General features: G+C 70.5%; 29 protein-coding genes. 11 read left to right on the top strand and 18 right to left on the bottom strand.

Annotated elements, in window-relative coordinates:
- Nucleotides 1-132 precede the first annotated feature (132 nt).
- Genes H5411_RS26195 through H5411_RS26185 form a run of 3 tightly spaced genes read right to left on the bottom strand, consistent with a single transcriptional unit; the run spans nt 133 to nt 4,685 of the window.
- Nucleotides 133-1,218, bottom strand: a complete 1,086-nt coding sequence (locus tag H5411_RS26195; protein ID WP_101435801.1) for a glycosyltransferase family 4 protein — start codon at nt 1,216-1,218, stop codon at nt 133-135.
- Complete coding sequence (locus H5411_RS26190) at nt 1,211-3,724, bottom strand: glycosyltransferase (protein WP_101435800.1); 2,514 nt, start codon at nt 3,722-3,724, stop codon at nt 1,211-1,213. Before H5411_RS26190 ends, H5411_RS26195 begins: the two co-directional genes overlap by 8 nt.
- A 31-nt stretch (nt 3,725-3,755) precedes the next feature.
- On the bottom strand, nt 3,756-4,685 hold the full coding sequence (locus tag H5411_RS26185; protein ID WP_183125335.1) for a glycosyltransferase family 2 protein: 930 nt from the start codon (nt 4,683-4,685) through the stop codon (nt 3,756-3,758).
- 18 nt (nt 4,686-4,703) lie between these two features.
- Here H5411_RS26185 and H5411_RS26180 point away from each other — a divergent pair, with 18 nt between their 5' ends.
- Both H5411_RS26180 and H5411_RS26175 read left to right on the top strand, forming a co-directional pair.
- Complete coding sequence (locus H5411_RS26180) at nt 4,704-5,789, top strand: glycosyltransferase family 4 protein (RefSeq protein ID WP_101435798.1); 1,086 nt, start codon at nt 4,704-4,706, stop codon at nt 5,787-5,789.
- Nucleotides 5,790-6,209: 420 nt separating this feature from the next.
- A complete protein-coding gene (locus H5411_RS26175) occupies nt 6,210-7,340 on the top strand; it encodes a glycosyltransferase family 4 protein (RefSeq protein ID WP_183125366.1) in 1,131 nt (376 codons plus the stop codon).
- Here H5411_RS26175 and H5411_RS26170 read toward each other — a convergent pair.
- Nucleotides 7,337-8,311, bottom strand: a complete 975-nt coding sequence (locus H5411_RS26170; RefSeq protein WP_183125334.1) for an amidohydrolase family protein — start codon at nt 8,309-8,311, stop codon at nt 7,337-7,339. The two genes, H5411_RS26175 and H5411_RS26170, sit on opposite strands and share 4 nt — an antisense overlap.
- A 613-nt stretch (nt 8,312-8,924) precedes the next feature.
- On the opposite strand from H5411_RS26170, the gene H5411_RS26165 reads away from it, so the two are divergent.
- Complete coding sequence (locus tag H5411_RS26165; protein ID WP_183125333.1) at nt 8,925-9,788, top strand: glycosyltransferase family 2 protein; 864 nt, start codon at nt 8,925-8,927, stop codon at nt 9,786-9,788.
- A gap of 113 nt (nt 9,789-9,901) precedes the next feature.
- Here the strand turns inward: H5411_RS26165 and H5411_RS26160 are convergent, their stop codons facing one another.
- Nucleotides 9,902-10,396 (bottom strand): hypothetical protein, encoded by a 495-nt coding sequence (locus tag H5411_RS26160; RefSeq protein ID WP_183125332.1) that lies wholly within the window; start codon nt 10,394-10,396, stop codon nt 9,902-9,904.
- 140 nt (nt 10,397-10,536) lie between these two features.
- Between H5411_RS26160 and manB the strand changes: the two genes are divergently transcribed.
- Both manB and H5411_RS26150 read left to right on the top strand, forming a co-directional pair.
- Nucleotides 10,537-11,616, top strand: coding sequence for a mannose-1-phosphate guanylyltransferase (gene manB / locus H5411_RS26155; RefSeq protein WP_183125331.1), 1,080 nt, complete (start codon nt 10,537-10,539; stop codon nt 11,614-11,616).
- Nucleotides 11,616-12,509: a DNA-3-methyladenine glycosylase family protein gene (locus tag H5411_RS26150; protein ID WP_183125330.1), complete on the top strand. Its 894-nt coding sequence runs from the start codon at nt 11,616-11,618 to the stop codon at nt 12,507-12,509. Before manB ends, H5411_RS26150 begins: the two co-directional genes overlap by 1 nt.
- A 1-nt stretch (nt 12,510) precedes the next feature.
- Here the strand turns inward: H5411_RS26150 and H5411_RS26145 are convergent, their stop codons facing one another.
- The 8 genes from H5411_RS26145 to H5411_RS26110 all read right to left on the bottom strand — a co-directional run bounded on the left by H5411_RS26145 (nt 12,511) and on the right by H5411_RS26110 (nt 17,387).
- Complete coding sequence (locus tag H5411_RS26145) at nt 12,511-12,891, bottom strand: hypothetical protein (RefSeq protein ID WP_183125329.1); 381 nt, start codon at nt 12,889-12,891, stop codon at nt 12,511-12,513.
- A gap of 68 nt (nt 12,892-12,959) precedes the next feature.
- On the bottom strand, nt 12,960-13,226 hold the full coding sequence (locus H5411_RS26140) for a hypothetical protein (protein WP_183125328.1): 267 nt from the start codon (nt 13,224-13,226) through the stop codon (nt 12,960-12,962).
- 62 nt (nt 13,227-13,288) lie between these two features.
- The gene (locus H5411_RS26135) at nt 13,289-13,642 is read right to left on the bottom strand and encodes a GntR family transcriptional regulator (protein WP_101435792.1); all 354 of its coding nucleotides are present in this window, start codon (nt 13,640-13,642) and stop codon (nt 13,289-13,291) included.
- Nucleotides 13,639-13,785 (bottom strand): LPXTG cell wall anchor domain-containing protein, encoded by a 147-nt coding sequence (locus H5411_RS26130; protein WP_183125327.1) that lies wholly within the window; start codon nt 13,783-13,785, stop codon nt 13,639-13,641. Before H5411_RS26130 ends, H5411_RS26135 begins: the two co-directional genes overlap by 4 nt.
- Nucleotides 13,786-13,794: 9 nt before the next feature.
- A complete protein-coding gene (locus H5411_RS26125) occupies nt 13,795-14,322 on the bottom strand; it encodes an NUDIX hydrolase (RefSeq protein WP_101435790.1) in 528 nt (175 codons plus the stop codon).
- Complete coding sequence (locus H5411_RS26120; RefSeq protein WP_376772223.1) at nt 14,319-15,713, bottom strand: coenzyme F420-0:L-glutamate ligase; 1,395 nt, start codon at nt 15,711-15,713, stop codon at nt 14,319-14,321. Before H5411_RS26120 ends, H5411_RS26125 begins: the two co-directional genes overlap by 4 nt.
- On the bottom strand, nt 15,649-16,641 hold the full coding sequence (gene cofD / locus H5411_RS26115; RefSeq protein ID WP_183125325.1) for a 2-phospho-L-lactate transferase: 993 nt from the start codon (nt 16,639-16,641) through the stop codon (nt 15,649-15,651). Before cofD ends, H5411_RS26120 begins: the two co-directional genes overlap by 65 nt.
- A complete protein-coding gene (locus H5411_RS26110; RefSeq protein WP_183125324.1) occupies nt 16,638-17,387 on the bottom strand; it encodes a GNAT family N-acetyltransferase in 750 nt (249 codons plus the stop codon). The genes cofD and H5411_RS26110 overlap by 4 nt, the downstream gene beginning before the upstream one ends.
- Before the next feature lie 47 nt (nt 17,388-17,434).
- Between H5411_RS26110 and H5411_RS26105 the strand changes: the two genes are divergently transcribed.
- From H5411_RS26105 to dapC, 3 genes are all read left to right on the top strand, one after another.
- Complete coding sequence (locus H5411_RS26105; RefSeq protein WP_167441895.1) at nt 17,435-17,608, top strand: hypothetical protein; 174 nt, start codon at nt 17,435-17,437, stop codon at nt 17,606-17,608.
- A gap of 120 nt (nt 17,609-17,728) precedes the next feature.
- Nucleotides 17,729-18,049 (top strand): ferredoxin, encoded by a 321-nt coding sequence (gene fdxA, locus H5411_RS26100; protein WP_009072848.1) that lies wholly within the window; start codon nt 17,729-17,731, stop codon nt 18,047-18,049.
- On the top strand, nt 18,046-19,134 hold the full coding sequence (gene dapC, locus H5411_RS26095; RefSeq protein WP_183125323.1) for a succinyldiaminopimelate transaminase: 1,089 nt from the start codon (nt 18,046-18,048) through the stop codon (nt 19,132-19,134). The genes fdxA and dapC overlap by 4 nt, the downstream gene beginning before the upstream one ends.
- A 3-nt stretch (nt 19,135-19,137) precedes the next feature.
- Here dapC and H5411_RS26090 read toward each other — a convergent pair whose 3' ends face one another.
- A complete protein-coding gene (locus H5411_RS26090; protein ID WP_183125322.1) occupies nt 19,138-19,494 on the bottom strand; it encodes a DoxX family protein in 357 nt (118 codons plus the stop codon).
- 72 nt (nt 19,495-19,566) lie between these two features.
- Nucleotides 19,567-20,187, bottom strand: a complete 621-nt coding sequence (locus H5411_RS26085; RefSeq protein WP_183125321.1) for a TetR/AcrR family transcriptional regulator — start codon at nt 20,185-20,187, stop codon at nt 19,567-19,569.
- An 87-nt stretch (nt 20,188-20,274) separates the two neighbouring features.
- On the opposite strand from H5411_RS26085, the gene H5411_RS26080 reads away from it, so the two are divergent.
- The gene (locus tag H5411_RS26080) at nt 20,275-21,672 is read left to right on the top strand and encodes an FAD-dependent monooxygenase (RefSeq protein WP_183125320.1); all 1,398 of its coding nucleotides are present in this window, start codon (nt 20,275-20,277) and stop codon (nt 21,670-21,672) included.
- On the opposite strand, the gene H5411_RS26075 is transcribed toward H5411_RS26080, so the two are convergent.
- From H5411_RS26075 to H5411_RS26065, 3 genes are all read right to left on the bottom strand, one after another.
- Complete coding sequence (locus tag H5411_RS26075) at nt 21,665-22,624, bottom strand: CHAD domain-containing protein (RefSeq protein ID WP_183125319.1); 960 nt, start codon at nt 22,622-22,624, stop codon at nt 21,665-21,667. The two genes, H5411_RS26080 and H5411_RS26075, sit on opposite strands and share 8 nt — an antisense overlap.
- 99 nt (nt 22,625-22,723) lie before the next feature.
- Entirely contained in the window at nt 22,724-23,704 is a 981-nt protein-coding gene (gene dapD, locus H5411_RS26070; RefSeq protein WP_183125318.1) for a 2,3,4,5-tetrahydropyridine-2,6-dicarboxylate N-succinyltransferase, read from the bottom strand.
- Between the two features lie 29 nt (nt 23,705-23,733).
- Nucleotides 23,734-24,174 carry a hypothetical protein gene (locus H5411_RS26065; RefSeq protein WP_101435781.1) on the bottom strand — a complete coding sequence of 147 codons (441 nt, stop codon included), beginning with the start codon at nt 24,172-24,174 and terminating at the stop codon, nt 23,734-23,736.
- Nucleotides 24,175-24,216: 42 nt separating this feature from the next.
- On the opposite strand from H5411_RS26065, the gene dapE reads away from it, so the two are divergent.
- Both dapE and H5411_RS26055 read left to right on the top strand, forming a co-directional pair.
- Complete coding sequence (gene dapE, locus H5411_RS26060) at nt 24,217-25,290, top strand: succinyl-diaminopimelate desuccinylase (RefSeq protein WP_183125317.1); 1,074 nt, start codon at nt 24,217-24,219, stop codon at nt 25,288-25,290.
- A gap of 228 nt (nt 25,291-25,518) precedes the next feature.
- Nucleotides 25,519-25,806 carry a transposase gene (locus H5411_RS26055; RefSeq protein WP_158242465.1) on the top strand — a complete coding sequence of 96 codons (288 nt, stop codon included), beginning with the start codon at nt 25,519-25,521 and terminating at the stop codon, nt 25,804-25,806.
- Nucleotides 25,807-25,969 lie beyond the last annotated feature (163 nt).

Below are 25,969 nucleotides of genomic sequence, written 5' to 3'. Positions count from 1 at the left end.
CTGAGGTGCTTGTCAAGGCGGGAAAGATGCCTTGACAAGCACCTCAGACCGCGTGCTGGGCGGGGATCGGGGTTGCGGGGAGGGGCTGGGTGGTTGCTGCTTTGGGTGGTTTGGTGGCGGTGTGTTTCCGCTTTACGCTTCTGTCGCTTGGCGGTAGGCGTCTAGGGTGCGCAGTGCGGTGTTGTGCCAGGTGAAGCTGGCTGCGTGGGTTCTGCGGGCGGTGGACGTCGCTAGGCCGTGTGGGTCCGTTACCGCTTGGCGTAGGGCTTCTGCCAGGCCGTCTACGTCGTCGTAGGGGACTAGGGTGGCGCAGTCGCCTGCTACTTCGCGGAGGGCCGGGATGTCGGTGCAGACGACTGGGACATCCGAGGCCATTGCTTCCAGGACGGGCAGGCCGAAGCCTTCATCTCTGGAGGGGAGAACCAGGGCGGCGGCACCGGCTACTACGGTGCGAAGGTCCACATCGGACAGATAGCCGGTCTGGCCGGACCTTGGCAGCCGGGGGAATGGTCCGGGGCCAGCGAAAACCAGCGGCGGCAGGTCTGGTGCGGCGGCATGGGCGGCGGCTAGCCAGTCCAGGCCCTTGCGCGGTCCGGCGGCGCCGGCGAACAGGAGGTATTTCTCTGGCAGCCGTAGCTTTGCCCGCACGCCATCGTCCGGCGGTCGGGCGGTGAACCAAGCGGGGTTTACTCCAAGGGGCGTGGCGATGATCTTGGAGCGATCGACATCCAGCTTCTCCGCGACAGCATCCGCGACAGCCTCAGTGGGCGTGCAGATGACGTTCGCTCGACGTGCACCGCGTCGGACCAGCTCGGGCAGGGTTCGGTCGGAGTGGGCCAGCTCTTGCGGGGCGTCGATGAAGGCCAGATCGTGAATGGTCAGGACTCCGGCGGCACGAAGGCGCCCGGGGAGGACGAAGTTCGTGCCGTGCACGACATCGGTTGGTCCGGCGAACAGTTCCACCGGGGGCAGCTGAGTGTGCAGCCAGGTCGCCCGGAGGAGCCTCGCGGAGACCGGCATGCCTCGAGCTTGCACGCCATGTGGCAGGACATGCCGCAGCTTTCGCCATCCCCGCAAAGTGAACGCGACCGCGCGAAGGTCCACTTCGGACAGTGAAGCCAGCTCTTCGCTCAACGCGGCGGTATACCGGCCAATCCCCGTCCGGGAACCGAGCAGAGGGGTGCCGTCCAGCAGGACGCGCAGCGGACGATCAGCCACGGCGCAACCGCTCCCGCGCGACCTTCGTGACCCGGCCCGCTGCTCGCCTCGCCAGTTCGCCGGGGCCGCCAGCGGCGAGATATTCCCGCACCAGAGCCAGATCGCGCCGTACCATCGCGGTGCCGCGTACCGGGTCGCTGACGGTGAGGTCGGCGCCGCCGGGCAACCGGTCCGCGGCGGGACGCGGGTTGCGGCAGAACTCCACCAGCGGTTTCAATGCCTCCGGCCACGCGTACCGCTGCGCGACCACCCGGATCCGTTCGACACAGGCGTCGGCGAATTCCCTGTCGTACAACGACTTTTCCAGTGCGTCCGCCAACGCGACGGCGTCTTCGGCGGGGACTACGACGCCGAGATTCTCCGCACGGACAAGGTCAGCGAACGCGTCACCGTCCGTCGTGACAATGGGCAAACCGGCCCAGAGGTAATCCAGAACGCGAGTGCGGAAAGCGAAAGTCGTCTCGACGTGTTCGTAATGCGTGGTGACCCCGCAGTCGGCGTCGAGAAGCCAGTTCTGCCGCTCCGAATACGGGACCCACTGCTCGTTGAAGAAAACGTGCTTGTCCGTAAGCCCCAGTGAATCCGCGAGCCGCACGGTCCGCGCGCCGATGTCCATCTCGGCGACCTCGGGGTTCGGGTGCTTCATGCCGAGGAACACGAGACGGGCGTCGTCGCGCCGCTGACGGAGCAGGTCGAAGGCGCGGATCAGGGTCAGCGGGTCGAACCAGCTGTAGACACCGCCTGCCCACAGGACGACCCGGTCCGATTCGCCGATGCCCAGAGCGGAACGCAGACCGGGGCCGGTGCGCGTCGGGGCTTGGGGGGAGAGACCGAACGGGACGACGGCGAGCAGCGACTGGGTGGTCGGGTCCGCGTCGTAAAGCCGCGGCGACAGCCTGCCGAGTGCGGCGAGGTGGCCCAGCCAGAAGTGTCGCTGGCGTTCCGAGGCGCAGAGGAAGAAGTCGGCCCGTTCGAGCTGGGCGTCCAGGACGCGGGTGACGCCCGCCAGGTCGAGCGCGCGCCGGTCGTCAGGAGCGTCCTTGCCCTGCTCCAGCAGTTCCAGGTGCATCGGGTCGTAGACGTCGGCGACCACGATCTTGTGCTCGTGCTGCTTCTTCAGCGACGGCGCCAGCTCCAGCACGTGCCCTTGCAGGATCACGACGTCCGCCCATTCGATCGGGCCGTCGAGGTCGCGGTGTTTGCCCGAGCTGACCTGGAAGGCCGCGGGCGGAGGCGAGACCAGCGGGTTGGTGGTCATCAGGTGCACGTCGTGCTCGGCCGAGAGCGTCGAGGCGATGTTCCACGCCCGGATCGCCGGGCCGGCCATCCGCTCAGTGATCGAATCGCCGGTCAGCACGAGGATCTTGCGCCGCTGGCCGAACACGTCCTTGATCCCGAACGCTTCGACGAGGATTTCGTGCGCGCGCAGGTAATCCGGCAGCGGATAAGCGGGCTCAAGTGCCTTGCGCAGCAAGGGAAGCAAGTCAGCATCGGTCCGCACGCGCGCGGCTTGCTCGACTGCGCGGGACTCGGCCAGCGAAGGCATCATCTCGACGAATCGGTCCACCGCGAGCACCCCGGCGAGCGTGGTGCGCGGGACCGAAACGTCCGAGGTGTCGACCGGGCCGACGCCCTTTTCCAAATCCAGCTGATCCGGATCGATGCCGCCGCGCGCGGTCGCCCGGCGGACGGCCAGCGCGAGCGCCGCGGGGAGTGCGCGGGCCAGGGATTCGTCCGAGAGGTTTTTGTACAGCGCGGCCAGCGCGTTGCGTTCCAGCAGGAACGTCTCGCGGCCGGTGTCCGGCGCGTCGACGGCGGCCATCGTGCCGTGGTGGCGGTGGTAGGTGAGCGATTCCGGCACGTAGCGGACGCGCCAGCCGCGCAGGTTGAGCCGCCAGCCGAGGTCGACGTCCTCGTAGAACATGAAGAAGCGCTCGTCGAAGCCGCCGAGTTCGGCGAACACCGACGCGCGCACGAACAGCGCCGAGCCGGTGCCGAAGAGAACGTCCTTGGCGACGTCGTGCTCGGCCTCCGGCACCTCCGCGAGCGGGCTGCCCGCGTGGCGTTTGTAGCCCATGCCGAACCAGGTCAGACCCGCGTCCACGAAGTCGGTGCCGGTGCCGTCCCAGTCGAGGACCTTGCTCGCCACCGCGGCGACGGTCGGCTGCGCGCGCAGTTCGGCGACAGCCGCGGAGACCCATGCCGGAGCGGGGCGGGCGTCGTTGTTGAGGAAGCCGAGGACGGTGCCGTTCGCGTGCCGCGCGCCGAGGTTGCAGCCGCCGGCGAACCCGGTGTTGACCGGCGACTCGATGAGCTGGACGTCCGGCACCGCGGCGCGGATGCGGGCCGCGTCGTCGCCGCCGGAAGCGTTGTCGACGCAGATCAGCTCGACATTCGCGTAGTCCAGATCAGTTCGCAGCGCCCGCAGGCAGGTGATGGTGTCGTCGGCGCCGCGGTAATTCACCACGATCACCGAGACGAGCGGTTGCGGGTCCCCCACTGCCAAGACGAGCTCCTCCGTCGAATTTCCGCCCAGCTTAAAGGCCAGCCCAGGCATCCCAGATCGCGCCTCGGCCCAGCGCCGAGATCCGGCTTACGCGACCGCGTTCGCGCAGCGTGCGGGGCAGCCGGAGAATGATCTCCGCCAGTACCCGCGCCCGCAGCGCCGGGTCGAAGTTCGCCGCGTCCGGACGGTGCCGGCGCAGCGGAAGCAAAGCGGTGATCGCGGCGAAGCGGGCAAGCTCGCGGAGGGCGACTTTCGCGGGCGCGCAGCGCAGCAGCATGAGCAGGCGGTTGCGTTCGTTCCAGCGGTGAAACAGCGGTGAACCGGGGTTCGTGCTGGCCCCGTGCAGGTGCTGGACGCGTGCCTTCGGCGCGGCGACGACGTGCCAGCCAGCCAGCCGCAGCCGCCACGCGGTGTCGGTGTCCTCGTAGTAACAGAAGAAGCTCGCCGGGACCCCACCGACCGCGCGCACGGCGTTGGTGCGCAGCAGGACGGCCCCGCCGCAGAAGCCGAACACCTCGTCGCTGGGTTCGGTGAGGTCGGCGCCGTGGCCGTCGCCGGTGAGCCGGACGCCGGTGGACTGGGTAGTGCCGTCAGGCAGTTCGAGCCGGGACGTGACAGCGGCGGCGAGCGGCTGGCTGTCGAGGGTGTCTTCGAGGTTGGCGAGCCAGTCCGGTTCGGGGACGGCGTCGTCGTTGAGCCAGGCGACACGCGCGGTATCGATCCGGTCCAGCGCGTGAGCCATCGCACCGGCGTATCCGGTGTTGCGGCGCAGCCGGAGGACCTCCGGACGGCTGGGATGCGCGGCGAGAATCGTTGCGGTGCCGTCGGTTGAGGCGTTGTCCACCACGAGTGTCCGATGTGGACGGTCCTGGGCGGCGAGCGCGTCGAGGCACGCGGCGACGTGGTCTGCCCCACGCCAGGTCACCACGACGACGGTGGTGCCGGACTCCGCGCTGGTCACCTGGGAGAGAATAGCGGCGTGCCCGAACTGGTCGTGATCGCCGAGCAGCTGCTCGCCCCCGTTCCGGGTGGCACCGGCCGGTACACCGCCGAACTGCTGCCCGCGCTCGCCCGCACCGCGCCGCCCGGCTGGACCGTGTCCAGCGTGGTCGCGCGGCACGCGGACGTCTCCGCGGCCAGGATCGAGGGGGTCGAGGGGCCACGCGTGCTGCCGCTGCCGCCGAGGGCGCTGGTCGCGCTGTGGCAGCTGGGCCTGCGCTGGTGGCCGGGCGGTGACGCAGTGCACGCGCCGACCCCGTTCGCGCCGCCCCGTGCCCCGGCTGGGCGAACCCTGACCGTCACGGTGCATGACACGGTGCCGTGGACGCATCCGGAGACCTTGACCGCACGCGGCGTCAGCTGGCACCGGTCGATGATCGCGCGGGCCGCGCGGCGATCGTCCGGGCTGATCGTGCCGACCCGCGCGGTCGCCGACGAGCTCGCGGTGCTGCTGGACCTGCACGTTCCGGTGCGCGTCGTGCCGCACGGGGTGACCGTGCCGGAGGGGTCGGCGAAGCTCGACCTGCCGTCGCGGTACGTGCTGGCGGTCGGCACGATCGAACCGCGCAAGGGCATGGATGTGCTGGTCGACGCGGTGGCGCAGCTCGACGGCACGGACGAGGTCGGCGACGTCGGCCTGGTCCTCGCTGGCCAGCCCGGCTGGGGCGGGATCGACCCGGTCCGGCTGGCGGCCGACCGCGGCCTGAAATCGGTGCGCGTCCTGGGGAAGGTGACCGACGCGCAGCTGGCGACCGCGATGCGCGGCGCGAACGTGCTGGCGATGCCGAGCCTCGCCGAGGGCTTCGGGCTGCCGCTGCTGGAAGCGATGGCGATCGGGGTGCCGGTGGTGCACACGGACGTCCCGGCGCTGGTGGAGGTCTCCGGCGGGGCGGGGCTGGTGGTGCCGCGAGGCGACGCGGACGCGCTGGCCCGGGCGCTGAAAGAGGTACTGCTGTCGCCGGACAAGGCGGCGGAGCTGTCGAAGCTGGGGCGCGAGCGGGCGCGGACGTTCACCTGGCGCGCCGCGGCTGAGGCGGTGTGGGCGGCGCATCGGCGGTCGAGCTGAGGGTCGGCTCGCGGCCGTAGTGGTGGCAGGGTCTCGGTGGCCAGGCTCGCGGTTGAGGGGACGGCGGGTCGGTGACCGGGCGGGCTGACCAGCGGCGGTGGAGCTGACGGCGGGCTCGCGGCCGGATCGGTATCCGGGGGCTCGGTGGCCAGGCTGGTGGTCGAGGCACCGGGTGGGCTGGGCAGTGGGATCGAGCTGACGGCGCTCGTGGTCGGGTCGTCGGGTGAGCGTTGCGACAGGTCGGCGGGCTAGGTCGCGGGCGAGGTCGGCCGCGATCGATATGACACGGTCGGGTGAACCCAGACGGGTGAGCGCAGGTGGGCGAGGGTGGCGGCGCCCGGAGTCGGCGGCAGTTTGCCGGTTCCTGACCTGTGCGGTGGGTGATCGCCGTACGCTGCACTCGTGACCGGTGATCCCCGTGTGCTGATCGACGCGACCGCGGTGCCCGCGGATCGGGGCGGGGTCGGCCGTTACGTGGACTCGCTCGTCGGCGCGCTCGACCAGGACGGGGCCCGGCTGACGGTGGTCTGCCAGCCGCGCGACCTGCCGTTGTACGACCAGCTCGCGCCCGGGTCCCGGATCGTCGCCGCGTCGCCCGCGACCTCGACGCGCACCGCGCGGCTGACCTGGGAACAAGCCACCCTGCCCCGGCTCGTGCGCCGGCTCGCCGCCGACGTCGTGCACTCGCCGCACTACACGATGCCGCTCGGCAGCGGGGCCGCGTCGGTGGTCACGCTGCACGACGCGACGTTCTTCACCGACGCGGTCCTGCACTCGTCGGTCAAGGCCCGGTTCTTCCGCGCCTGGACCACCACCGCGCTGCGCAGGGCGACACTCTGCGTAGTTCCCAGTCACGCGACAGCGGTAGAGCTGGCGCGGGTGAGCCCGGTGCGGCGGGCGGAGTTGGAGATCATCCACCACGGCGTCGACAGCGAACGATTCCATCCGCCGTCCCCGGAGGAGATCGCGGCGGCGCGGAAGGCGGTCGGGCTCCGCTCGACGCCGTACATCGCCTTCCTCGGGGCTCTCGAACCGCGGAAAAACGTGCCCGCGCTGATCCGCGGTTACGCGCGCGCGGTCGCCGGGCAGCGGGACGCCCCGGCGCTCGTGCTCGCCGGTCAGCCTGGTTGGGACACTCAGGTCGAGCGCGCGCTGGACGCGGTGCCGCACCGGCTTCGCGTGATCCGCGCGGGGTATCTGCCGTTCGGCACGCTCGCCGGATTCCTTGGCGGCGCGGAACTTGTGGCGTATCCGAGCCTCGGCGAAGGCTTCGGGCTGCCAGTTCTCGAAGCGATGGCCTGCGGTGCCGCGGTACTGACCACGCGCCGCCTTTCGCTGCCGGAGGTCGGCGGCGACGCGGTGGCGTACTGCGGCGTCGGTGCGGGCGATGTCGCCGCGGCGTTGACGGAATTGCTGGCCGATCCGTCGCGTCGCTCAGTGCTCGCTTCCGCGGCGCAGCGGCGCGCCAAGGAATTCTCGTGGGCGACCACGGCGGATCGGCACCGCGAGGCTTACGGAAAAGCCTGGCACCAGCATTTGCGCAATCGTTAACGCAGGCGGTAAAGGGCTTCCGCGTTCGCGTGCGCGATCTTTTCCCGGTCTTCCTCGTCGGGCAATTGCTCGAGGAATTCCGCGATAGCCGTGCCCTGGACTCGATGGAACGGGTAATCGCCGGAAAGCAGGATTCGGTCGGCGGTCGTGTATTCGAGAGCGTTGCGCAGCATTCGGGGGACGAGCATTCCGCTGGTCGCCAGGTGGATATTGGTGCGGAAATACTCGGAGACGCGACGCTCGAGATGCGTGGCCGTGTACGACAGACTGTCGATGCGGTCCAGTGCGAAGAGAACAACTTCGCCCCAGTGACCGAGGACGACCTGCAGTTCCGGGTGGCGGTCGAACGTTCCGCGCAGGATCAGCCGGATGACGGCGAGCCCGGCCTCGTAGTGCCAGCCGAGGCCGTACGTGGCCAGGCCGAGGTCGAGCTCCGGGCCGAATCCGCTGTAGGAGGCCTGGCGAACTGACTCCACGGGGATCTGCGGGTGGACGAACACCGGCCGCCCGAGCGCGGCCGCCGCGCCGAGCAGTTCGTCGTACGCCGGATCGTCGAGGGGGCGATCGCCGCTGCGCCCGTACGACATGATCCCGACGTGCGCCGGGTCCTTCGCGGTGCGCTGCAGTTCGGCGAGCGCCGCGTCCGGATCGGACATCGGCAGCGTCGTCATGGCTCGGAAGCGATCGGGATGTTTCGCGACGGCCTCGCTGACGAGGTCGTTTGCTTCGCGGCTCAGCTCGATGCCTTGCGGGGCCGGGCATCCGTGCGTTCCCGGCGGCGCGATCGAGAGGATCTGGACGTCGATGCCCGCCTCGTCCATCCAGGCGACGCGCTGGTCGCCGATGTCGAGCAGCCGCTCGGGGAGATCGCCCCGGTCGTTGTGGGCGATGCTCGGATCGCCGGATTCGGTGCGCAGCATCCGGTCGATGCCGGGGGTGGTCCAGTGCTCCTCGATGGCGACGGTTTTCATCGGCCCCCTCTTTACGCTGGTGGTTTTGAGGCTACCAGTTTTCCGTTAACTGGCCTTGGGCCTTGCGCGGACGTGGTGGGCGATAGTGACCGCGACTCCGCTCGCGACAAAGAATGCGGTGACCGCCGGATTCACGGATTTAGTCAAAGTCGGCGCTCTTTCCGGACTTAACGCCCAAAGCGCGAGCACTCCGAGATAGACCGCGGTCAGTCCGCCCGACCACCAGCGCAGCGCGCGGCTGGGAATTGCGCAGGCTTCCTTCGCGGGTTCGGGTTCAGTGGTCGCAGCGAGCTTCGGCGACCGTCTTCAGGTCGGCGCGGACGACGACTCCGCCGCGCGCCGGGGCGACGGTCCAGACGTGCGTTCCCCGGTCGATCCGCAGGCCCTGGCCGATCGCCGGACCGGACCACCGGATGCACCGGCCGGGCTTGACCTGGTGGACGGTCGCCGTGATGACCAGCGTGGTGGCCGGGGTCGAGGCGCATCATGCTCGTGACCGGCCTCTCGACCCGGGTCTGCTGATCGACGACTGGCGGAGCTGAAGGCGTGATTACTGCGGGTGACCGGCCTGGTGGGCCGACGTAGCCGTCCGTGAGCGGTGGACAATGGCGCGGTGACTGAGCAGCGCACGTATGGTGACCGCGTCGGCGTCGTGACCGTGACCTACTTCCCGGGCGAAACGCTCGAGAAGTTCCTCGACACGCTCGACAAGGCGACTGATCGCGACGTGCACGTCGTCGTCGCCGACAACGCGTCCACCGACGGCGCGCCGGAGAAGGCCGCCGAACGCGAGAACGTGACGCTCGTCAGCATCGGCGAGAACGTCGGCTACGGAACGGCCGCCAACCGCGGCGTCGCGGCGCTCGACGACAGCTACGGCTGGGTCGTCGTGGTCAACCCGGACCTCGAATGGGAGCCCGGCTCGCTCGACGCGCTGCTCGAGGTCGCCGAGCGCTGGCCGCGCGGGGCCGCGTTCGGTCCGCTGATCCACGACCTCGACGGGACCGTCTACCCGTCCGCGCGGCTGCTGCCGTCGTTCGGACGCGGGATCGGACACGCCGTGTTCGGCAAGATCTGGCCGAGCAACCCGTGGACCCGCGAATACCGCCAGGAAAACGCCGCGCCCACCGAACGCACTTCCGGCTGGTTGTCCGGCTCCTGCCAGCTCTTCCGGCGCGAGGCGTTCGATTCCGTCGGCGGCTTCGACACGCGCTACTTCATGTACTTCGAGGACGTCGACCTCGGCGACCGGCTCGCCAAGGCGGGCTGGCAGAACGTCTACGCGCCGTCGGCGAGCGTGATGCACATCGGCGGCCACTCGACGGCGCGCGCGTCGGCGAAGATGCTGCGCGCCCACCACGCGAGCGCCTACCGCTACCTCGCCGACCGGCACCAGGGGCTGCTCTGGAAGCCGGTGCTGGCGGCGGTGAAGCTCGGGCTAGCGCTGCGGGTGAAGCTGGAGACGCGCAAGGGCTGAGCGAGGTCCGCGGAGGACATCCGGGCAACCGGCGTGCCCCGCGGATCGTCCGGATGCTCAGCCGCCGCACCACTTTGCGGTCGTAAAGATCTCTCGCGCCTGAACGCGGGAGATCACAGCCCGTCGAGCCGCCGGGACAGGTTGGACCGTCCGCTGGTCTGCTTGATCGTCGGGACCAGGCCGGTCATTTCCTCCTCGGCCGGATCCTTCAGCGGGCTCGCCACCGGTTTCGCCTGCGGGCGCGGGACCAGCGGCGTCGTCTGCTGCGGGCCTGCCGGGTTCGGCACCGTCGGCTGCGGAGCGGTGTCCTGCGACGCAGTGTTCTGCGGACCGGGGACCTCGAGCGGCCGCGTCGGCGTCGGCTGGGCCAGCGGATGCGGCGACGGCTGGGTTCGCGTGCCGCTCGCCAGCGGATGGTCGTTCTCTTCGATCAGCGACGCGGGCAGTTGCGTCGTCGTGTCGGGGTCCAGCCCGGAGACCACCGACGCGGAGATCTGCTGGGTGCTGGAGGCATCCATGGGCGACGTCATGTTGTCCGGCGTCACCACGAAGGCGCCGCGGGATCGTGCGCGTGCGAGCAAAGCGTCCGCGCGATCGCGGGGGTCCATTCCCCTCGGCCTCCCGACTGACCCGGGGCCTCTCGGGAAAGGCCCGCCTGTTTCCTGTCTAGGGTAGGCCCTCGGGGCCCGCGCCGCCCACGTTTCCCGCGGCTTGTCGCTCAGCGGTGCGTGATACAAAGGAGATTTCTGTGACGTCCGAGGTCGAGGTCGACGCCGTCGTACTGGTCGGCGGCCAGGGCACGCGGTTGCGCCCGCTGACGCTGTCCGCGCCGAAGCCGATGCTGCCGACGGCGGGCACGCCCTACCTGAGCCATCTGTTCTCCCGCATCCGCGCGGCCGGGATCCGGCACGTGGTGCTCGGCACGTCGTACCGGGCCGAGGTGTTCGAGGAGTACTTCGGCGACGGGTCCGCGCACGGCCTCGAGATCGAGTACGTAGTGGAGGAGGAGCCGCTCGACACCGGCGGCGCCATCCGCAACGTCTACGACCGGCTGCGAGCCGACCACGCGATCGTCTTCAACGGCGACATCCTCTCCGGTGCCGACCTGCGCGCCCAGCTGCGCACGCACCTCGACTCCGGAGCGGACGTCACGCTCCACCTCCAGCGCGTCGCCGACCCGAGCCGGTTCGGTTCGGTGCCGACCGACGAGAACGGGCGCGTCACCGCTTTCCTGGAGAAGACGCCGAACCCGCCGACGGATCAGATCAACGCCGGCTGCTACGTCTTCCGCCGGCCGGTGATCGAAACCATTCCGGCCGGGCGGCGGGTGTCGGTCGAACGCGAGACGTTCCCCGGGCTCCTCGAGAACGGCGCGCATCTGCACGGATTTGTCGATTCTTCGTACTGGCTCGACGTCGGCACCCCGGAAGCGTTTGTCCGCGGCAGTGCCGATCTGGTCCGCGGCATCGCGCCGACGTCGGCGCTGGCCGGTCCGACCGGCGATTTTCTGGTGCTGGACGCGGCTTCCGTCTTCACCGGCGCGAAGCTCGCCGGCGGGACGACGATCGGTGCGCGGGCCGTGGTCCGGGAAGGCGCGACGGTGTCCGGCTCGGTCGTGTTCGACGACGCGGTGATCGGCCCGGACGCGATTGTGGAGAATTCGGTGCTGGGCCGCGGAGCGCAGGTCGGCGAGGGCGCGGTGCTGCGCGGCGTGGTGCTCGGCGACGGCGCGTCGGTGGGGGCTCGCTGCGAACTGCTCGACGGCGTGCGGATCTGGCCCGGAGTTTCGGTGCCGGACGGCGGCATCCGGTTTTCGAGCGACGCGTGATGGAGTGGCGTCCGGGGTTTCCGGTGGACCTGGCGGAAGTGCTGGGTCCGCTGAGCCGTGGGCGCGGATCGCTGAACTTCCGGCGCGACCGCGGCGTCTGGTGGCTCGCCGCGAACACGCCCGGCGGCAAGGGAACGCTGGCGCTGCTGCACCGGCCGGACGGCGTCGTCGAGGCCGAGGCTTGGGGCGACGGCGCGGATTTCCTGCTCGACGGCGTGCCCGCGCTGCTCGGTGCGGACGATGACGACACGGGCTTCGTCGCGCACCACGACGTGATCGCCGAAGCCCGCCGCGCCGCGCCCGGGCTCCGGCTCGGCTCGACCGGCCGGGTGTGGGACGCGCTGGTGCTGGCGATCCTGGAGCAGAAGGTGAGCGGCAAGGAGGCGATCCGGTCGTGGGCGGAGCTGTGCCGGTGGTTCGGCACGCGCGCCCCCGGCCCGGGCCCGGCCTTCCTGCGGGTGCCGCCCGATCCGGTCGCCATTCGGTCCATTGTGGACTGGAACTGGCACAAGATCGGCGTGGACCTCAAGCGGCGCACAGCGTTGATCGAGGCGGCCCGGGTGGCCCCGCGACTGGAGGAAGCGGTGCGGCTGCGCGGGGCCGAGGGGCGCGCGTGGCTGCGGACGGTGTGGGGCATCGGCGTGTGGACGGCGGCGGAGGTCGCCCAGCGCGCATGGGGCGACCCGGACGCGGTCAGCTTCGGCGACTACAACATCCCGGCGGTGGTCGGGCACACGCTGCTCGGCCGGAAGATCGACGACGAGGAAATGGCGCGCGTGCTCGCGCCGTACGCGCCGCAGCGGCAGCGCGCGATCCGGTACCTCGGGGCGGCCGGCGCTCGGCGGCCGCGGTTCGGGCCGCGGATCGAGCTGCGGGATTACCGGGCGATGTGAGTCACTGCGGCGGGTACGGGTTCTGCGGGTACTGGCCCTGCGGCGGGGCGCCGGGCTGAGGCGGGTACTGCGCGCTGGGCGGTTGCGGGGCGTTCGGATACTGCGGGCCGGGCGGTTGCGGGGCGTTCGGATACTGCGGGCCGGGCGGCGGATAGCCGGGGTAGCCCTGGCCGGGCGGCGGGTAGCCGGGCTGGCCGGGGTAGTTCTGCGCGGGATAGCCCGGCTGTTGCGGACCCGGCGGCGGATAGCCCTGCTGGGGCGGGAAGTAGCCCGGCGGCGGGTTCTGTTTCCGCCTGGACGAGGCCTGCACCGCCAGCACGATCGCGACCACCAGGCCAGCGACCAGGAACAAGACGATGAGATGCCAAGGCTGTACAGCCACGATGAAGATCCTCCCCTAGGCGAGGTTCCATCGTAGGCCGCTCAGCGGGGTTCTCGCGACGGAACGGATCAGCCTTGCGGGGGCTGCTGCGGCGGGTATTGCTGCTGACCGGGCTGCTGCGGGTACTGCTGCTGAGCGTATTGCTGCTGCGGGTACTGGCCCTGCTGCGGGTACTGGCCCTGCGGCTGCTGACCGTACGGCGCGCCCGGTGTCTGTCCGGGATACTGCCCCGGCCCGGCCTGCGGAGGCTGCTTGGGCCGTCCCACGGTGAATTTCAGGATCAGGACGATCACCAACAGCAGGACGAGCGCGCCCGGCAGGACGATGTTCAGCATGGGTTTCCCATCGGGTCGGGCACGGACAACAGCAGGTCATCGATGCTAATTCCTCGCCGCGGTCAGCGCAGGGCAGCCGCCGCGATCGCCACGCCTTGTTCCGCCGACAAACCCAATCCCCGGATCACCTCGGCATACGTGGCCGCGGCGGCCTGCGCCCGGGACAGCGTCTCGTCTCCGGTCGCGCCGACAAAAGTGCCCGCTCTGCCCCGGGTTTCCAGCAGACCGGCTTCCTCGAGCTCGCGGTACGCACGCGCGACCGTGTTCGGTGCGATGCCCAGTTCCGCGGCCAGCCCGCGCACCGTCGGGAGTTTGGTGCCGACGGCCAGCGTGCCGTCGTTGATCTGGTTGGCCAGCGAGGTCCGGACCTGTTCGAACGGCGGAACGGACGACGCCGGGTCGTAGCTGATGCTCATCGTTGCCGCCGTTTCTTCCGGATGCTCACCACAATGCCCAGCGCCAGCAGCGCGAACGCCACCGCGAAGCCGATCAGGACCACCCATCCGCTGATGGCGACGCCGGTGTCGCCCGGGTGCAGGTGCGGGCGCGCCACGGTCATGCGCCCAGGTTAACGGGCGGCGGCGATCAGTTCGGCCAGATCTTCCGAACCCGCGGGCAGCGCGTCCACCGGCCACCAGCGCAGGTCGTCGGATTCGTCGCTGCGCACCGGCTCCGCGCCGGGCGGCGCGTGGACCGCGTACCGGACGTCGAAATGCCGCGTCGGGACGCCGAGCGAGCAGGTGATCGGGTGGACGTCCAGGTGCACCGGCGTTTCGCCGATCACGAGGCCGCTCATGCCGGACTCCTCAGTCGCCTCGCGCAGCGCGGCTTCGGCCAGCGACGCGTCGGACGGTTCGCAGTGCCCGCCGAGCTGCAGCCAGCGGCCGACGCGCGGGTGCAGCGTAAGCAGGACCTGCGTGCCGGTCGAGTCGAGGACCACCGCGGACGCGGTCAGGTGCCCGGCCTCGCAGGAGCGCTGGCAAGTATCCGGACGCGACGCCAGAAAGCCGAGAAACGCTTGCCGCAGCGACTCTTGCGCCGGGGCTTCCGGCTTCCACTCGGTCAGCGCGGCGACGGCGGATTCGTGCAGGGTCATCGTTCGATCAGCCAATCGCCGGTGGAGAGCGGTCCGCGCGGGGGAGCGGGCTCGGTCGGGTGCCCGATCGCGACCGCGCCGAGCGGATGCCATTGGTCGTCCAGGTCCAAAGTGGACCGGACCAGGTCGGCGGCGAAGATGGTCGAGCCGATCCAGCACGAGCCGAGGTCTTCGGCGGCCAGCGCGACCAGCAGGCCCTGCACGGCGGCTCCGGCGGCGACGGTGAACATGGTGCGCTCGTGCCGGTTTCGCCGGTCGTCGCGGTAGGTGTGCGCGCCTTCGGGCAGCAGGAACGGGATCACCAGTTCCGGGGCGCGGTAGAGAATGTCGCCGCGGGACAGGCGTTTCGCGATTTGCTCGGGAGTGAAGCCGTCGCTGGTGAGGTCGGCTTCCCACGAGGCACGCATCGCGTCGAGGAGCTTGCGGCGCAGACCTTCGTCGCGCAGCCAGATGAACCGCACGGGGTGCGTGTGGTGCGGCGCGGGCGCGGTGAGCGCGGAGGCGACGGCGCGGCGCACTGCCTCGGGATCCACCGGCTCGTCGCTGAATTGCCGGACGGAACGCCGGTGCGGCACGGCTTCCCGGCGGCCCTGCGCGATGGATTCGTTGGTGCCCAAGCGGAAGAGGTCTTCGTCGACCGGGCGGATCAGGTCGCGGGCGGTGGAGCCGTTGTCGTGGATCTGCAGGCCGCGCACGACCGCGACCGGCAATCCGCCGAGCTTGCCCTTCACCAGGTCCGCGGCGGCGGCGATCTCGTCGGCGATCGCGATTTCCGTGACCGCCAGCTCATTGCCCTGCGAATCGATCTGTCCGGCGTACCCGTGCAGCACGCGCAGGCCGGACGCGCCGATCGCGGCGTCAGTCTGGCCGACCCGCCAGGCCCGGCCCATGGTGTCGGTGACGACCACGGCCACCTCGACGCCCAGCCGCTCCCGCAAACCGTTGCGCAGAGCCAAAGCTGACGCGTCCGGGTCCGCGGGCAGCAAGGCCACCTCGTCGCCGCGCACGTTCGACGCGTCGATCCCGGCCGCCGCTTGGACGATGCCCAGCTGGTTTTCGGTGATCAGCGTGCGCGCGATCCGGGCGACCACGCGTACCGATTCTTCCTCGATCAGCTTGCGCCGGGCCGCGTCGCGCTCCTCGGGATCGCTGGGCACGCGCACCAGCCGGCCCTCGATCTTCGAGAAAACCTTGCTGGTCACCACGACCACGTCGCCGGAACGCAGCCACGGCGCGGCGGACACGATCGCGCCGGTCAGATCGTCCCCGGGGCGGAACTCCGGCAGCCCGGGGACGGGAAGGATCTCGATCTTCTGGGAAGCGTGATCAGCCAAGGGAGACTCCAGCCACGTCGAGCGCCGCGCGGACCATGTCCGCAGTCGCGTCCACATCGGACATCAGCAGGGGCACCGCGCGCACGTCCACGCCGGGCACCGTGACCTCGTGATCCTCCGGCGCGACGAGCCAGCCGTCGAGCACGCCGCCTTCCGAACGCGCGCCGTAGTGCCGGCCGACCGCCTCCGCCGAGGTCTCCACGCCGATCGCGGTGAGGCACGCGTCGGCCATGCCGCGCAACGCTTTCCCGCCGATGATCGGCGACACCCCGACGACCTTCGCGCGGGACTTCCGCAGCGCGTCGCGCACCCCGGGCACCCCGAGCGTCGTGCCGACCGACACCACCGGGTTCGACGGCGCGAGCAGCACGACGTCCGCCTCGGCCAGCGCGTCGAGCACGCCCGGGCCGGGCTTGGCCTCGTCGTTGCCGACCGCGACGATCGAATGCGCGGGCAAGCCGGCCCGGTAGCGCACCCACCATTCCTGGAAGTGCACGGCCTTCTGCTGCTCCGGGTTTTCCGGGTCGTCGATCACGACGTGCGTCTCGACCCGGTCGTCCGACATCGGCAGCAGCCGCACGCCGGGCTGCCAGCGGTCGCACAGCGCCTCGGTGACCGCGGACAGCGGATAGCCCGCGCGCAGCATCCTCGACCGGATCAGGTGCGTCGCGATGTCCTTGTCGCCGAGCCCGAACCAGGTCGGCTCCGCGCCGTAGGCGGCGAGTTCCTCCTTGACCGTCCAGGTCTCGCCCGCGTGGCCCCAGCCGCGTTCGGTGTCGATGCCGCCGCCGAGGGTGTACATGCAGGTGTCGAGATCCGGGCAGATCCGCAGGCCGTGCATCCACACGTCGTCACCGGTGTTCACCAGCGCGGTGATCTCGTGCGGCGACTCGCCCGCGCCGATCGCGGGCAGTCCGAGCGCGGTCTTGACCCCGAGCAGGAAGCGGGCGCCGCCCACTCCGCCAACCAGTACGACGATCTTCACGACTGGCGATCCTCGCACGTCCGCGGCGCCGGGCCCCAGTACCGGTACCTGTGGTGCTCCGAACAGCCCAGCGCGGAATACAACGCGAGCGCGCCGGTGTTGCCCACCGCCACCTGCAGGACCCACTTCTCCGCGCCGTGCGCGCGGCCCCAGTCGGCGAGCGCGTTGAGCACGGTGGTGGCCAGGCCGCGGCGGCGGAACTCCGGGGCGACGGCGAGACGGCCGACGTGCAGCCAGCTGTCCACGACCGCGCCGCGTACCGCGCCCGCCGTGACGCCGTCGGCCAGCACCACGCCGTAACCGACCTTTCCGGTGGTCACGACGTGCCACTGGGCGGCAGTCGGCTCGGTGGTGTTCTCGGCCAGCGCCCACCATTCCGGCGTCGCCTGGTCGAGGACCTCGGCGTCCGGCGAAGGCCCGGACGGCAGCGGACCGGTCAGTACCGACACCTGGTGCCCGGCGGCGTGCTCGACCTGCTCGCGCCAGCCCGCCGAGGCCACCTCGCGCTCCAGTTCGCTGCCTTCCAGCACCTGGACCGCGGGCGGAATGCCGTGGGCGTGGGCGAAGTCACATACGGCCTCGAGCGCGTCCGGGACCGGACGGCCGGGGTCGCCGACGGCGAGTGCGCTGTTCGCGCGCCCGGTGAAGCCGTCCGCCCAGCGCAAAGTCCATTCCCCGAGCGGCTCCTCGACCACCGCCGGCCACGCTTTCGCGCATACGATTTCGAGCTTTTCCCGGGAGTTCACGGTTAGATTGTGACGGAGAGAGCTGTCCCGTTCCGCAGGAGAACCCCATGAGCTACGCGCGCAAGGACGACCGGCACAACGACGAGCTCGTCGACGAGATCGCCGACGGGTTCAAGCGGACTCTCGAGGAGAAACGCGAGGACGGGAAGCCCGCCGGCCCCGCGTTCGCCATTACCGGCGACGCCCGGAACGCGCCGAAACCGCGTCGCCGGGACCGCTGAGCGGCGCGGATCCGCCCCGTTTCCAGGGGTGGGATAAGGGTCGCCTAACCACCACCGGGGGCCAGGGAAGCGCGTAATGTCCGCACCGACCGGCCCAGCAGGAGAAGCCAGGAGTACGCAGTGACCTACGTGATCGCCGAGCCCTGCGTCGACGTCCTCGACAAGGCGTGTATCGACGAGTGCCCCGTGGACTGCATCTACGAGGGCGAGCGGATGTTGTACATCCACCCGGACGAGTGCGTCGACTGCGGCGCCTGCGAGCCGGTCTGCCCGGTCGAGGCCATCTACTACGAGGACGACGTCCCGGACAACTGGTCCGACTACACCAAGGCGAACGTCGACTTCTTCAACGAGCTGGGTTCGCCCGGCGGCGCCTCCAAGGTCGGCAAGACCGCGCACGACCCGGGGTTCATCAAGGCTCTGCCCCCGCAGGGCGAATGACCCGGCTGCCCGACTTCCCCTGGGATTCGCTCGCCGAGGTCAAGGCCCGCGCGCAGGCGCATCCCGGGGGCATCGTCGATCTTTCCGTCGGCACGCCCGTCGACCCGGTGCCGGACTCGATCCGCGCCGCGCTCGCGTCGGTGTCGGAGATCCCCGGCTACCCGACCACGCACGGCACGCCTGAGCTGCGCGAAGCGGCCGTGGCGGCGTTGCGGCGCCGGTACGGGATCACCGGCGTCGAGCCGGACGCGGTGCTGCCCACGATCGGTTCGAAAGAGGCCGTGGCCTGGCTGCCGCGGCTGCTCGGTTTCGGACCGGGCGACGTGGTGGTCATCCCGGAGCTGGCGTACCCGACATACGAGGTCGGTGCGCTGCTCGCGGGCGCCGAGGTGGTGCGCGCGGACGGGCTGACCCAGCTCGGCCCGCGCCGCCCGGCGATGATCTGGCTGAACTCGCCGTCGAACCCGACCGGCCGCGTGCTCGGCGTCGACCACCTGCGCAAGGTGGTCGAATGGGCGCGCGAACGCGGCACCGTCGTGGTGTCCGACGAGTGCTACCTGTCGCTCGGCTGGGAAGCGGAGCCGCTGTCGGTGCTGCACCCGTCCGTCCACGGTGGACACACCGACGGCCTCCTCGCCGTGCACTCGCTGTCCAAATCGGCGAACCTCGCGAGCTACCGCGCCGGATTCGTGGCCGGCGACCCGAAGCTGGTGAAGACCCTGCTGGAGGTGCGCAAGCACGCCGGCATGATCGTGCCGCGCCCGGTGCAGCAGGCGATGGTCGCGGCGCTGACCGACGACGAAGCCCTTGCCGAGCAACGCGAACGCTACCGCGCGCGCCGACTGGTGCTGCGGAAAGCGTTGCAGGACAACGGGTTCGAGATCACGTACTCCGAGGCCGGGTTGTATCTCTGGGCGACGCGCGGGGAATCCGCGCAGGCCACGGTGGAGTGGCTCGCCGAGCGCGGGATCCTGGTCGCGCCCGGAACGTTCTACGGGCCCGCGGGCAAGGAGCACGTGCGGGTCGCGCTCACCTCGACGGACGAGCGGATCGAGGCGGCCGCGGAGCGGCTGGGGCAGGGCTGACGGTCAGGCGACCGACCACGTGAAGTACCCGGTCGCCGCGACTGCCAGCGCGAGGAAGACCGCCGGGAACGCGATGTTGTGGAACACCTTCGCGCGGACGTGAGCGCCGACTGCTCCGACGAAGAACAGCGTCAGCCCGATCGCCGCGGCCAGCCCCAGCCGGGGCCAGCCGAGCAGCCCGGCCACCAGTCCGGCGACGCCCGCGCCCTCCAGGACCGCCAGGTACGGGATCCATCGCGGACCGACGCCGACCTCGGCCGAGTTCTGCAGCACGAACTGCGCCCGGGCAACCTTGGCGGCGACCTCGAAGGCGTTGATCGCGACGCAGGCGAAGGTGGCTACGAGAAGTCCGATTTCCATCGCGGCTCCTTCCGGTGGTGCTCGTCAGGTCTCGCTTCCCTGACGGCGCACGCCCCGGAAAGGTGACCGCGGCTAGTAGTCGCGGCCGGTGAAGCCGCGGTAGACGAACCGGGTCAGCGCCTCGATCGCTTCCTCGTCGGACGGCGGGTTCCAGCCCGCGGGCGGCGGGGTCAGCAGCCACATCTGCGCGAAGTTGTCGATCAGCTGGTACATCATCGCGATGGTGAGCTGGGTGTTCGCCGGGAGCCGCAGGCCGGCCGCGGTGACGTATTCGAGGTGGCCCTCGACATCCGAGGCCTGAGTCGCGCCGAAGTTCGCGTACGCGGCGGCGAAGTCGTCGTTCACCATCGCCGCCTGGCGCAGCGCGAGCATCGTGGGCGCGTTGGCGCGGTAGAACTCCCAGTACTGCCGCACGTGCCAGCGGACCGCGGCGGGGTCGCTGAAATCGGACAGATGGTCCTCGCCCGCGGCCTGCTGGTCGCTGTCCTGCGCCAAGTCAGCCAGCAGGGCGATCAGCAGTTCCTCTTTGCCCGCGAAGTGGTTGTAGAACGACCCCGCGGCGCGGCCCGCTTCCTGCGTGATGTCGGTGATCTTCGTGTTCAGATAGCCCTTGGCCGCGAACACGCGCTTGGCCGCTTCCTTCAGCGCCGCTTCCGTTTCGGCGGCTTTGTCCCGGCGGCTCGTCGCAGTCATCCGGCACCTCCCTTGACGTGAACGCTATCAGCGGGCATTCTGAATCTAGATTCACTGAATTGAAATTCATCGAGAGGGGCAGGGGACATGACGGTGCTGGTGGCGGGAGCGGGGCCGACCGGGCTCACGGCGGCGATCGAGCTGGCGCGGCGCGGGATCGGCGTGCGGGTGGTGGACAAGGCGGAGCAGTACTTCGTCGGCTCGCGCGGCGACGGGCTGCAGCCGCGCACGCTGGAGGTTTTCGAGGACCTCGGCGTGCTGGACGCGGTGCTCGCCGCGGGTGCGCCGCCGCATCCGATGCGGGTGTACCTCGACGGGGAGTTCACGATGGAGAGGTGGATGGCCGAGCCGGTCGAGCCGACGCCGACGGTGCCTTATCCGAGCGCGTGGTTCCTCGGCCAGTCGCAGACGGAGGGGATCCTCCGGGACCGGCTGGCCGAGTTCGGCGTGCGGGTCGAGCTGAACACCGCGCTGACCGGTTTTACCCAGGACGAGGAGGGTGTCACCGCGGAGCTGTCGACCGGGGAGACCGTGCGCGCGGAGTACCTGATCGGTGCCGATGGCGGGAAGAGCTTCGTGCGCAAGGCGCTGGGGATCGCGTTCGAGGGAACCACTGACGAGTCGATCCGGATGCTGCTCGGCGACGTCTCGGCGGAAGGCCTCGACCACGAGTCGGCGTACTGGTTCGCGAAGGCGGACGAGCCGATGTCCGGCGTCGCGTTCACGCCGCTCGCGGGGACGCCGTACTTCCAGTTCGCCTCCCCGCTCGGCGACGGCGACGCGGGAACCTCGCTGAGCGCGTTGCAGGAGCACCTGGACGCGGTGTCCGGCGGCGGAATCCGGCTGCTCGACCTGGCCTGGTCCACCGTGTGGCGGCCGAATATCCGGCTGGCCGCGGCATTCCGGAAGGGCCGGGTGTTCCTCGCCGGGGACGCCGCGCATGTACACCCGCCGACCGGCGGGCAGGGGCTGAACACCGGAGTGCAGGACGCGTACAACCTCGCCTGGAAGCTCGCCGACGGATCACCTGAGCTGATGGACAGCTACGAGGCGGAACGGCGCGCGGTCGCGGCGCGGGTGCTCGGGGTGAGTACCGCGTTGCTGGAGAAGTACAAGGAGGGTGCCGAGGACGCGCACGAACGCGGTCCGGAAACTCAGCAGCTCGACCTGACTTACCGGGGCGGACCGCTGTCGCCGGCCGGGACCGGGGCGTTGCGGCCAGGCGATCGGGCACCGGACGCGCCGCTCGTGGACGCGAACGGCAAGAGCGTGCGGCTGTTCGAGTTGTTCCAAGGTCCACATGCGACAGAACTGGTCTTCGGCGCCGGCACGCTCGGGACGGAGCATCCGGCGTATCGGATCCTGCCGCAGGGGGCGACGGGGGACTTCGTCGACGCGGGCGGGCACGCGTACGCGGCGTATGAGGGTGCGCCGGGAAAGCGCGTGCTGGTGCGGCCGGACGGGTACGTGTGGTCGGTCAACTGACCGCGTGCTCGGCCTTCTCGATGCGGTGCCACACGCCGGGCCACGTGTCCCGCGCCCGGGCGCGCTTCGCCAGTTCGTGTTCGACGATCCGGCCGGCGACGAAACCGACCTCGGCGTCCGCGTCGGCCAGCACGCCGCGCACCTTCTCCGCGGCGAAGACCGCGTCCTGGTGATCGCCTAGGACGGTCTGGAATTTGCGGGTCGCCTTGATCAGTTCGGACAGCTTCGCGGCCTGCTTCTTCTTCGCCGCCGACCGGGCCAATTCGGCCGTGTAGCGAAGTTTCTTGCCGTGGATGCGCAGTGCGTGCAGGTCGTCGTCCGGCGGATTCGGCGGCAGGGCGGCGACCGCGCGGGCGAGTTTCCGATACGGCTTCCGTACGTCGGCGGCCAAGCCGGGCTTCTCCGACGGCGTCTCGTCGATCTCGTGCTCGGCGGTGCGGGACAGCTGGGCGATGCTCTGCAGCAACGTCGCGTACCGCGGGCTCGACAGTGCCCGGTTCAGCCGGCGGCGGGCGGTGGTGCGCTCGGAGACGAAGCGGGACACCAGCCGCCGTCCGGCGGGTTGGTCGCGGACGTCGAAACCGGCGATCACCTCGCGCAGGTGGCCGATCAGCACGTCGTAGTCGCGGACCTCGCCGAGGACCTGGCCCAGCCAGCCGAGATCGGCCCGGACCGGTTCCGCGGTGGGCCCGACCAGCGCGCTGGAGGATTTCAGCACGCTCCGCATCCGCCGTTGCGCGACGCGCATCTGGTGCAGGTCTTCCGGATCGGCCCCGGCCCGGGTGCCGGGTTCGCGGGCGAGCAGTTCGCGCAGTTCGTGGTCGAGTTTGGCGCGGACGTGCACGGCCGCCGGGGCCTCGGGGCCCGCCTTCACCGGTTCGGCGGGGAGCCCGAGAGCGGCCGGCGTCGTCGGGTCCGGAGCACGGCGGCGGCTGGTCGCGGGGGAGGTCACCTGGTTAATGGTAGGTGAACGACGAGCGGCGCGGGCAGGTCGGAAACCACGAGAGGGTGCGCTCCCGTCGCCGGGAAGCGCACCCTCTCGACGGGTGGCTCAGTTGGCGTGCAGTGCCTCGTTCAGCTGGATGCCGACGCCGCCGCGCGGCACGACCTCGACCGCGCCGGTCGCCGAGTTGCGCCGGAAGACCGCGCCGGAGATGCCGGAAAGCTCGCGGGCCTTGACCGTCTTGCCGTCGACCTCGACCTTGGTGCCCGCGGTGATGTAGAGCCCGGCCTCGATCACCGAGTCGTCGCCGAGGGAGATGCCCGCGCCGCCGTTCGCGCCGATCAGGCAGCGTTCGCCGATCGAGATCACCTCGGTGCCGCCACCGGACAGCGTGCCCATGATCGACGCGCCCCCGCCGACGTCGCTGCCGTCGCCGACCAGCACACCGGCCGAAATGCGGCCCTCGACCATCGACGCGCCGAGCGTTCCGGCGTTGAAGTTCACGAAGCCCTCGTGCATCACCGTGGTGCCGGACGCGAGGTGCGCGCCGAGCCGCACGCGATCGGCGTCGGCGATGCGGACGCCGGTCGGCAGCACGTAGTCGACCATCCGCGGGAACTTGTCCACGCCGTAGACGGTGACCGCGCCGCGCGACCGCAGCCGCAGCCGGGTCTGCTCGAAGCCCTCGACCGGGCACGGGCCGTGGCTCGTCCACACGACGTTGGCCAGCAGGCCGAAGATCCCGTCGAGGCTCTGCCCGTGCGGCCGGACCAGCCGGTGCGACAGCAGGTGCAGGCGCAGGTAGACGTCGTGGGCGTCGGCGGGCGCGGTGGCAAGGCTGCCGATCGTCACGCGCACCGCGACGACCTCGACGCCGCGGTCGGTGTCCGGGCCGAGCAGCGCGGCCGCGGACTCGCCGAGCAGTTCGGCGGTCTGCTCCGCGGTCAGCCGCTCGGTGCCGCTGGTGCCTGCGTCCACCAGCTTGGGGTGCGGGTACCAGGTGTCCAGCACGGTCCCGTCGGAGGTGACGGTGGCCAGCCCGACGCCGACGGCGCCGGTCGTTTCGGGGTCAGGGGTCTGCTCGCTCACGCCGGTCACGGTAGCCGAAGCGGGCCGGATCACCCCGTGGTGGCCAGCTGGTCCACCTTTTGCTTGACCTCGGTCAGCGCACCCGAGATGGAGACGAGCGCCTGCGTGCAGGCCCCGCCCGGGGCCGGCACGGTGGTGCAGCCCGCCTGGCGGAACGCGCCGACCGCCTGGTCGATCGCGGTCGCGTCGGCATCCAGCGGCTGGTTGACCGTCTTGCCCGCTTTCGCCAGCCGGTGCACCGAACCCGCGGTGTTGCCGACCTCGGTGACGTATTTCTCACAGCCCTTGGGCAGCTGCGTCTGCGGGGCGGTGAAGCAGGCGTCGGCCGACAGTGCGTCGAGCTTGGTCGGCAGGGCGTCCGGACCCGGATCGCCGGCGCCGGGGCGGGCCTTGGGCCCGGCCTCGTTGCTGCAGCCGGTGAGGACGAGGGCGAGGACGCCGAGAGCGACCAGGGAGCTTCGCGTGCGCACGTCCTCACGGTAGCCCCCGCGCTGGCTGGGTACGGTGCCGGTATGACCTCTCTTGACCTGCGCGCCGATCCGGCCGAGCTGACCGCTGCCCTGGTTGATGTGTTCAGCGTCTCGGGGGAGGAGGGCAAGCTGGCGGACGCGGTGCAGGCGGCGCTGGTCGAGCAGGCTCCGCACCTCGAGGTCGTGCGCAATGGCGACGCGGTGCTGGCGCGGACGAATCTGGGTCGCGCGTCGCGGGTGATTCTCGCCGGGCATTTGGACACGGTTCCGGAGAATGGCAATTTGCCGTCTCGGCGTACTGGGGCTGGGGACGACGAGGTGTTGCACGGGCTCGGGTCCGTGGACATGAAGGGCGGGGATGCGGTGTTTCTGCATCTGGCCGCTACTTTGCCGGAGCCTCGGCATGATGTGACGTTTGTGTTTTACGACAATGAAGAGGTCGAGGCGGTCCGGAATGGGCTGGGCCGGATTGAGCGGGAGCTGCCGGAGTGGCTGGCGGGCGACCTCGCGATTGTCGGGGAACCGTCCAATGGCGTGATCGAAGCTGGGTGCCAGGGGACTCTGCGGGTTGAGGTGCGGACTGAGGGGGCGCGGGCGCATACGGCTCGGGCTTGGATGGGGTCGAACGCGATTCATGCGCTGGCGGAGCCGTTGCAGCGGTTGGCTTCTTATTCGCCGCGGGTGGTGGAGATTGACGGGCTGACCTATCGGGAGGGGCTGCAGGCTACTTCGATTTCCGGTGGGGTGGCTGGGAATGTGGTCCCGGATGCCGCGGTGTTGACGGTGAATCATCGGTTCGCGCCGGATCGCGGGGCGGAGCAGGCTGAGGCGCATGTGCGCGAGGTGTTCGCTGGGTTTGACGTGACCTTGGTGGATATGTCGCCGGGGGCGTTGCCGGGGTTGTCCGCGCCTGCGGCGGCGGAATTGGTGGCCGCGGCTGGGGGTCGGGCGGCGGCTAAGTTGGGGTGGACGGATGTGGCCCGGTTCGCTGCGTTGGGGATGCCTGCGGTGAATTTCGGGCCGGGGGATCCTACTTTGGCGCATACGCGGCAGGAGAATGTGCGGGTGGGGGAGATTCGGGGGGTGGCGGAGGTTTTGAGGAAGTTTCTTGGGTGAGGGTGATCGTTCCGGTCTGCTCGTCGCGGGCGGCTCGTCGCCTGGCGGCGACATTGCAGGTGGGTGGGTGCGTGGGGGCACCCCGAAGCCGAGTGTGCTGACGGTTCGGGGGTGCTTGTCAAGGCGGGAAAGATGCCTTGACAAGCACCCCCGAACCGCAGGGGGTGAGGTTCCCCCGGTGTGCCGGACACTCTGATCCTTGGCTTTGGCCTGGGGAAGGATGTGTTTGTGTCTGGTTCGTCGAAGTATCCGCAGGAGTTCCGGCGGGAAGCGGTCGCGTTGGCGCGGTCGGCGTCGCGTCCGTTGGCGCAGGTGGCTCGTGAGCTGGGGGTGAATCACGAGACGTTGCGGACGTGGGTGCGGGCGGCCGATCGTGCCGAAAGCGCGGCCGCGTCGGGCGGGGACGCGGCGGAGCGGGAGCTGCGGGCGTTGCGCAAGCGGGTGGCGGAGCTGGAGAAGGAAAAGGAGATCCTGCGCAAAGCGGCCGCCTATTTCGCGCAGGAGATGGATCGTTGACCCGCAGCTACCGGTTCATCTCCGACCATCGCGGCGCCTATGGCGTCGCCCGGCTGTGCCGTGTCCTCGGGGTGCGCCGCCCGGGGTTCTACGAATGGCTCGCCGCCGCCCCCGCGAGGAAGGAACGGGCCGCGGCCGAGGACCGGCTGGCCGGGGAGATGGC

This window comes from Amycolatopsis echigonensis (genome assembly GCF_014174495.1).
Lineage (GTDB): Bacteria > Actinomycetota > Actinomycetes > Mycobacteriales > Pseudonocardiaceae > Amycolatopsis > Amycolatopsis echigonensis.
The sequence above is the reverse complement of the archived record's forward strand: the minus strand, read 5'-3'. Positions and strand labels throughout refer to the sequence as shown.

What these genes read in the sequence shown, in the direction of transcription:
- H5411_RS26170 (WP_183125334.1), bottom strand. Translation starts at nt 8,311, where the DNA reads ATGAAAACCGTCGCCATCGAGGAGCACTGGACCACCCCCGGCATCGAC.
- H5411_RS26160 (WP_183125332.1), bottom strand. Translation starts at nt 10,396, where the DNA reads ATGGACCCCCGCGATCGCGCGGACGCTTTGCTCGCACGCGCACGATCC.
- H5411_RS26150 (WP_183125330.1), top strand. Translation starts at nt 11,616, where the DNA reads ATGGAGTGGCGTCCGGGGTTTCCGGTGGACCTGGCGGAAGTGCTGGGT.
- H5411_RS26140 (WP_183125328.1), bottom strand. Translation starts at nt 13,226, where the DNA reads ATGCTGAACATCGTCCTGCCGGGCGCGCTCGTCCTGCTGTTGGTGATC.
- H5411_RS26135 (WP_101435792.1), bottom strand. Translation starts at nt 13,642, where the DNA reads ATGAGCATCAGCTACGACCCGGCGTCGTCCGTTCCGCCGTTCGAACAG.
- H5411_RS26130 (WP_183125327.1), bottom strand. Translation starts at nt 13,785, where the DNA reads ATGACCGTGGCGCGCCCGCACCTGCACCCGGGCGACACCGGCGTCGCC.
- H5411_RS26125 (WP_101435790.1), bottom strand. Translation starts at nt 14,322, where the DNA reads ATGACCCTGCACGAATCCGCCGTCGCCGCGCTGACCGAGTGGAAGCCG.
- H5411_RS26120 (WP_376772223.1), bottom strand. Translation starts at nt 15,713, where the DNA reads ATGTGGACGCGACTGCGGACATGGTCCGCGCGGCGCTCGACGTGGCTG.
- H5411_RS26105 (WP_167441895.1), top strand. Translation starts at nt 17,435, where the DNA reads ATGAGCTACGCGCGCAAGGACGACCGGCACAACGACGAGCTCGTCGAC.
- dapC (WP_183125323.1), top strand. Translation starts at nt 18,046, where the DNA reads ATGACCCGGCTGCCCGACTTCCCCTGGGATTCGCTCGCCGAGGTCAAG.
- H5411_RS26090 (WP_183125322.1), bottom strand. Translation starts at nt 19,494, where the DNA reads ATGGAAATCGGACTTCTCGTAGCCACCTTCGCCTGCGTCGCGATCAAC.
- H5411_RS26085 (WP_183125321.1), bottom strand. Translation starts at nt 20,187, where the DNA reads ATGACTGCGACGAGCCGCCGGGACAAAGCCGCCGAAACGGAAGCGGCG.
- H5411_RS26080 (WP_183125320.1), top strand. Translation starts at nt 20,275, where the DNA reads ATGACGGTGCTGGTGGCGGGAGCGGGGCCGACCGGGCTCACGGCGGCG.
- dapE (WP_183125317.1), top strand. Translation starts at nt 24,217, where the DNA reads ATGACCTCTCTTGACCTGCGCGCCGATCCGGCCGAGCTGACCGCTGCC.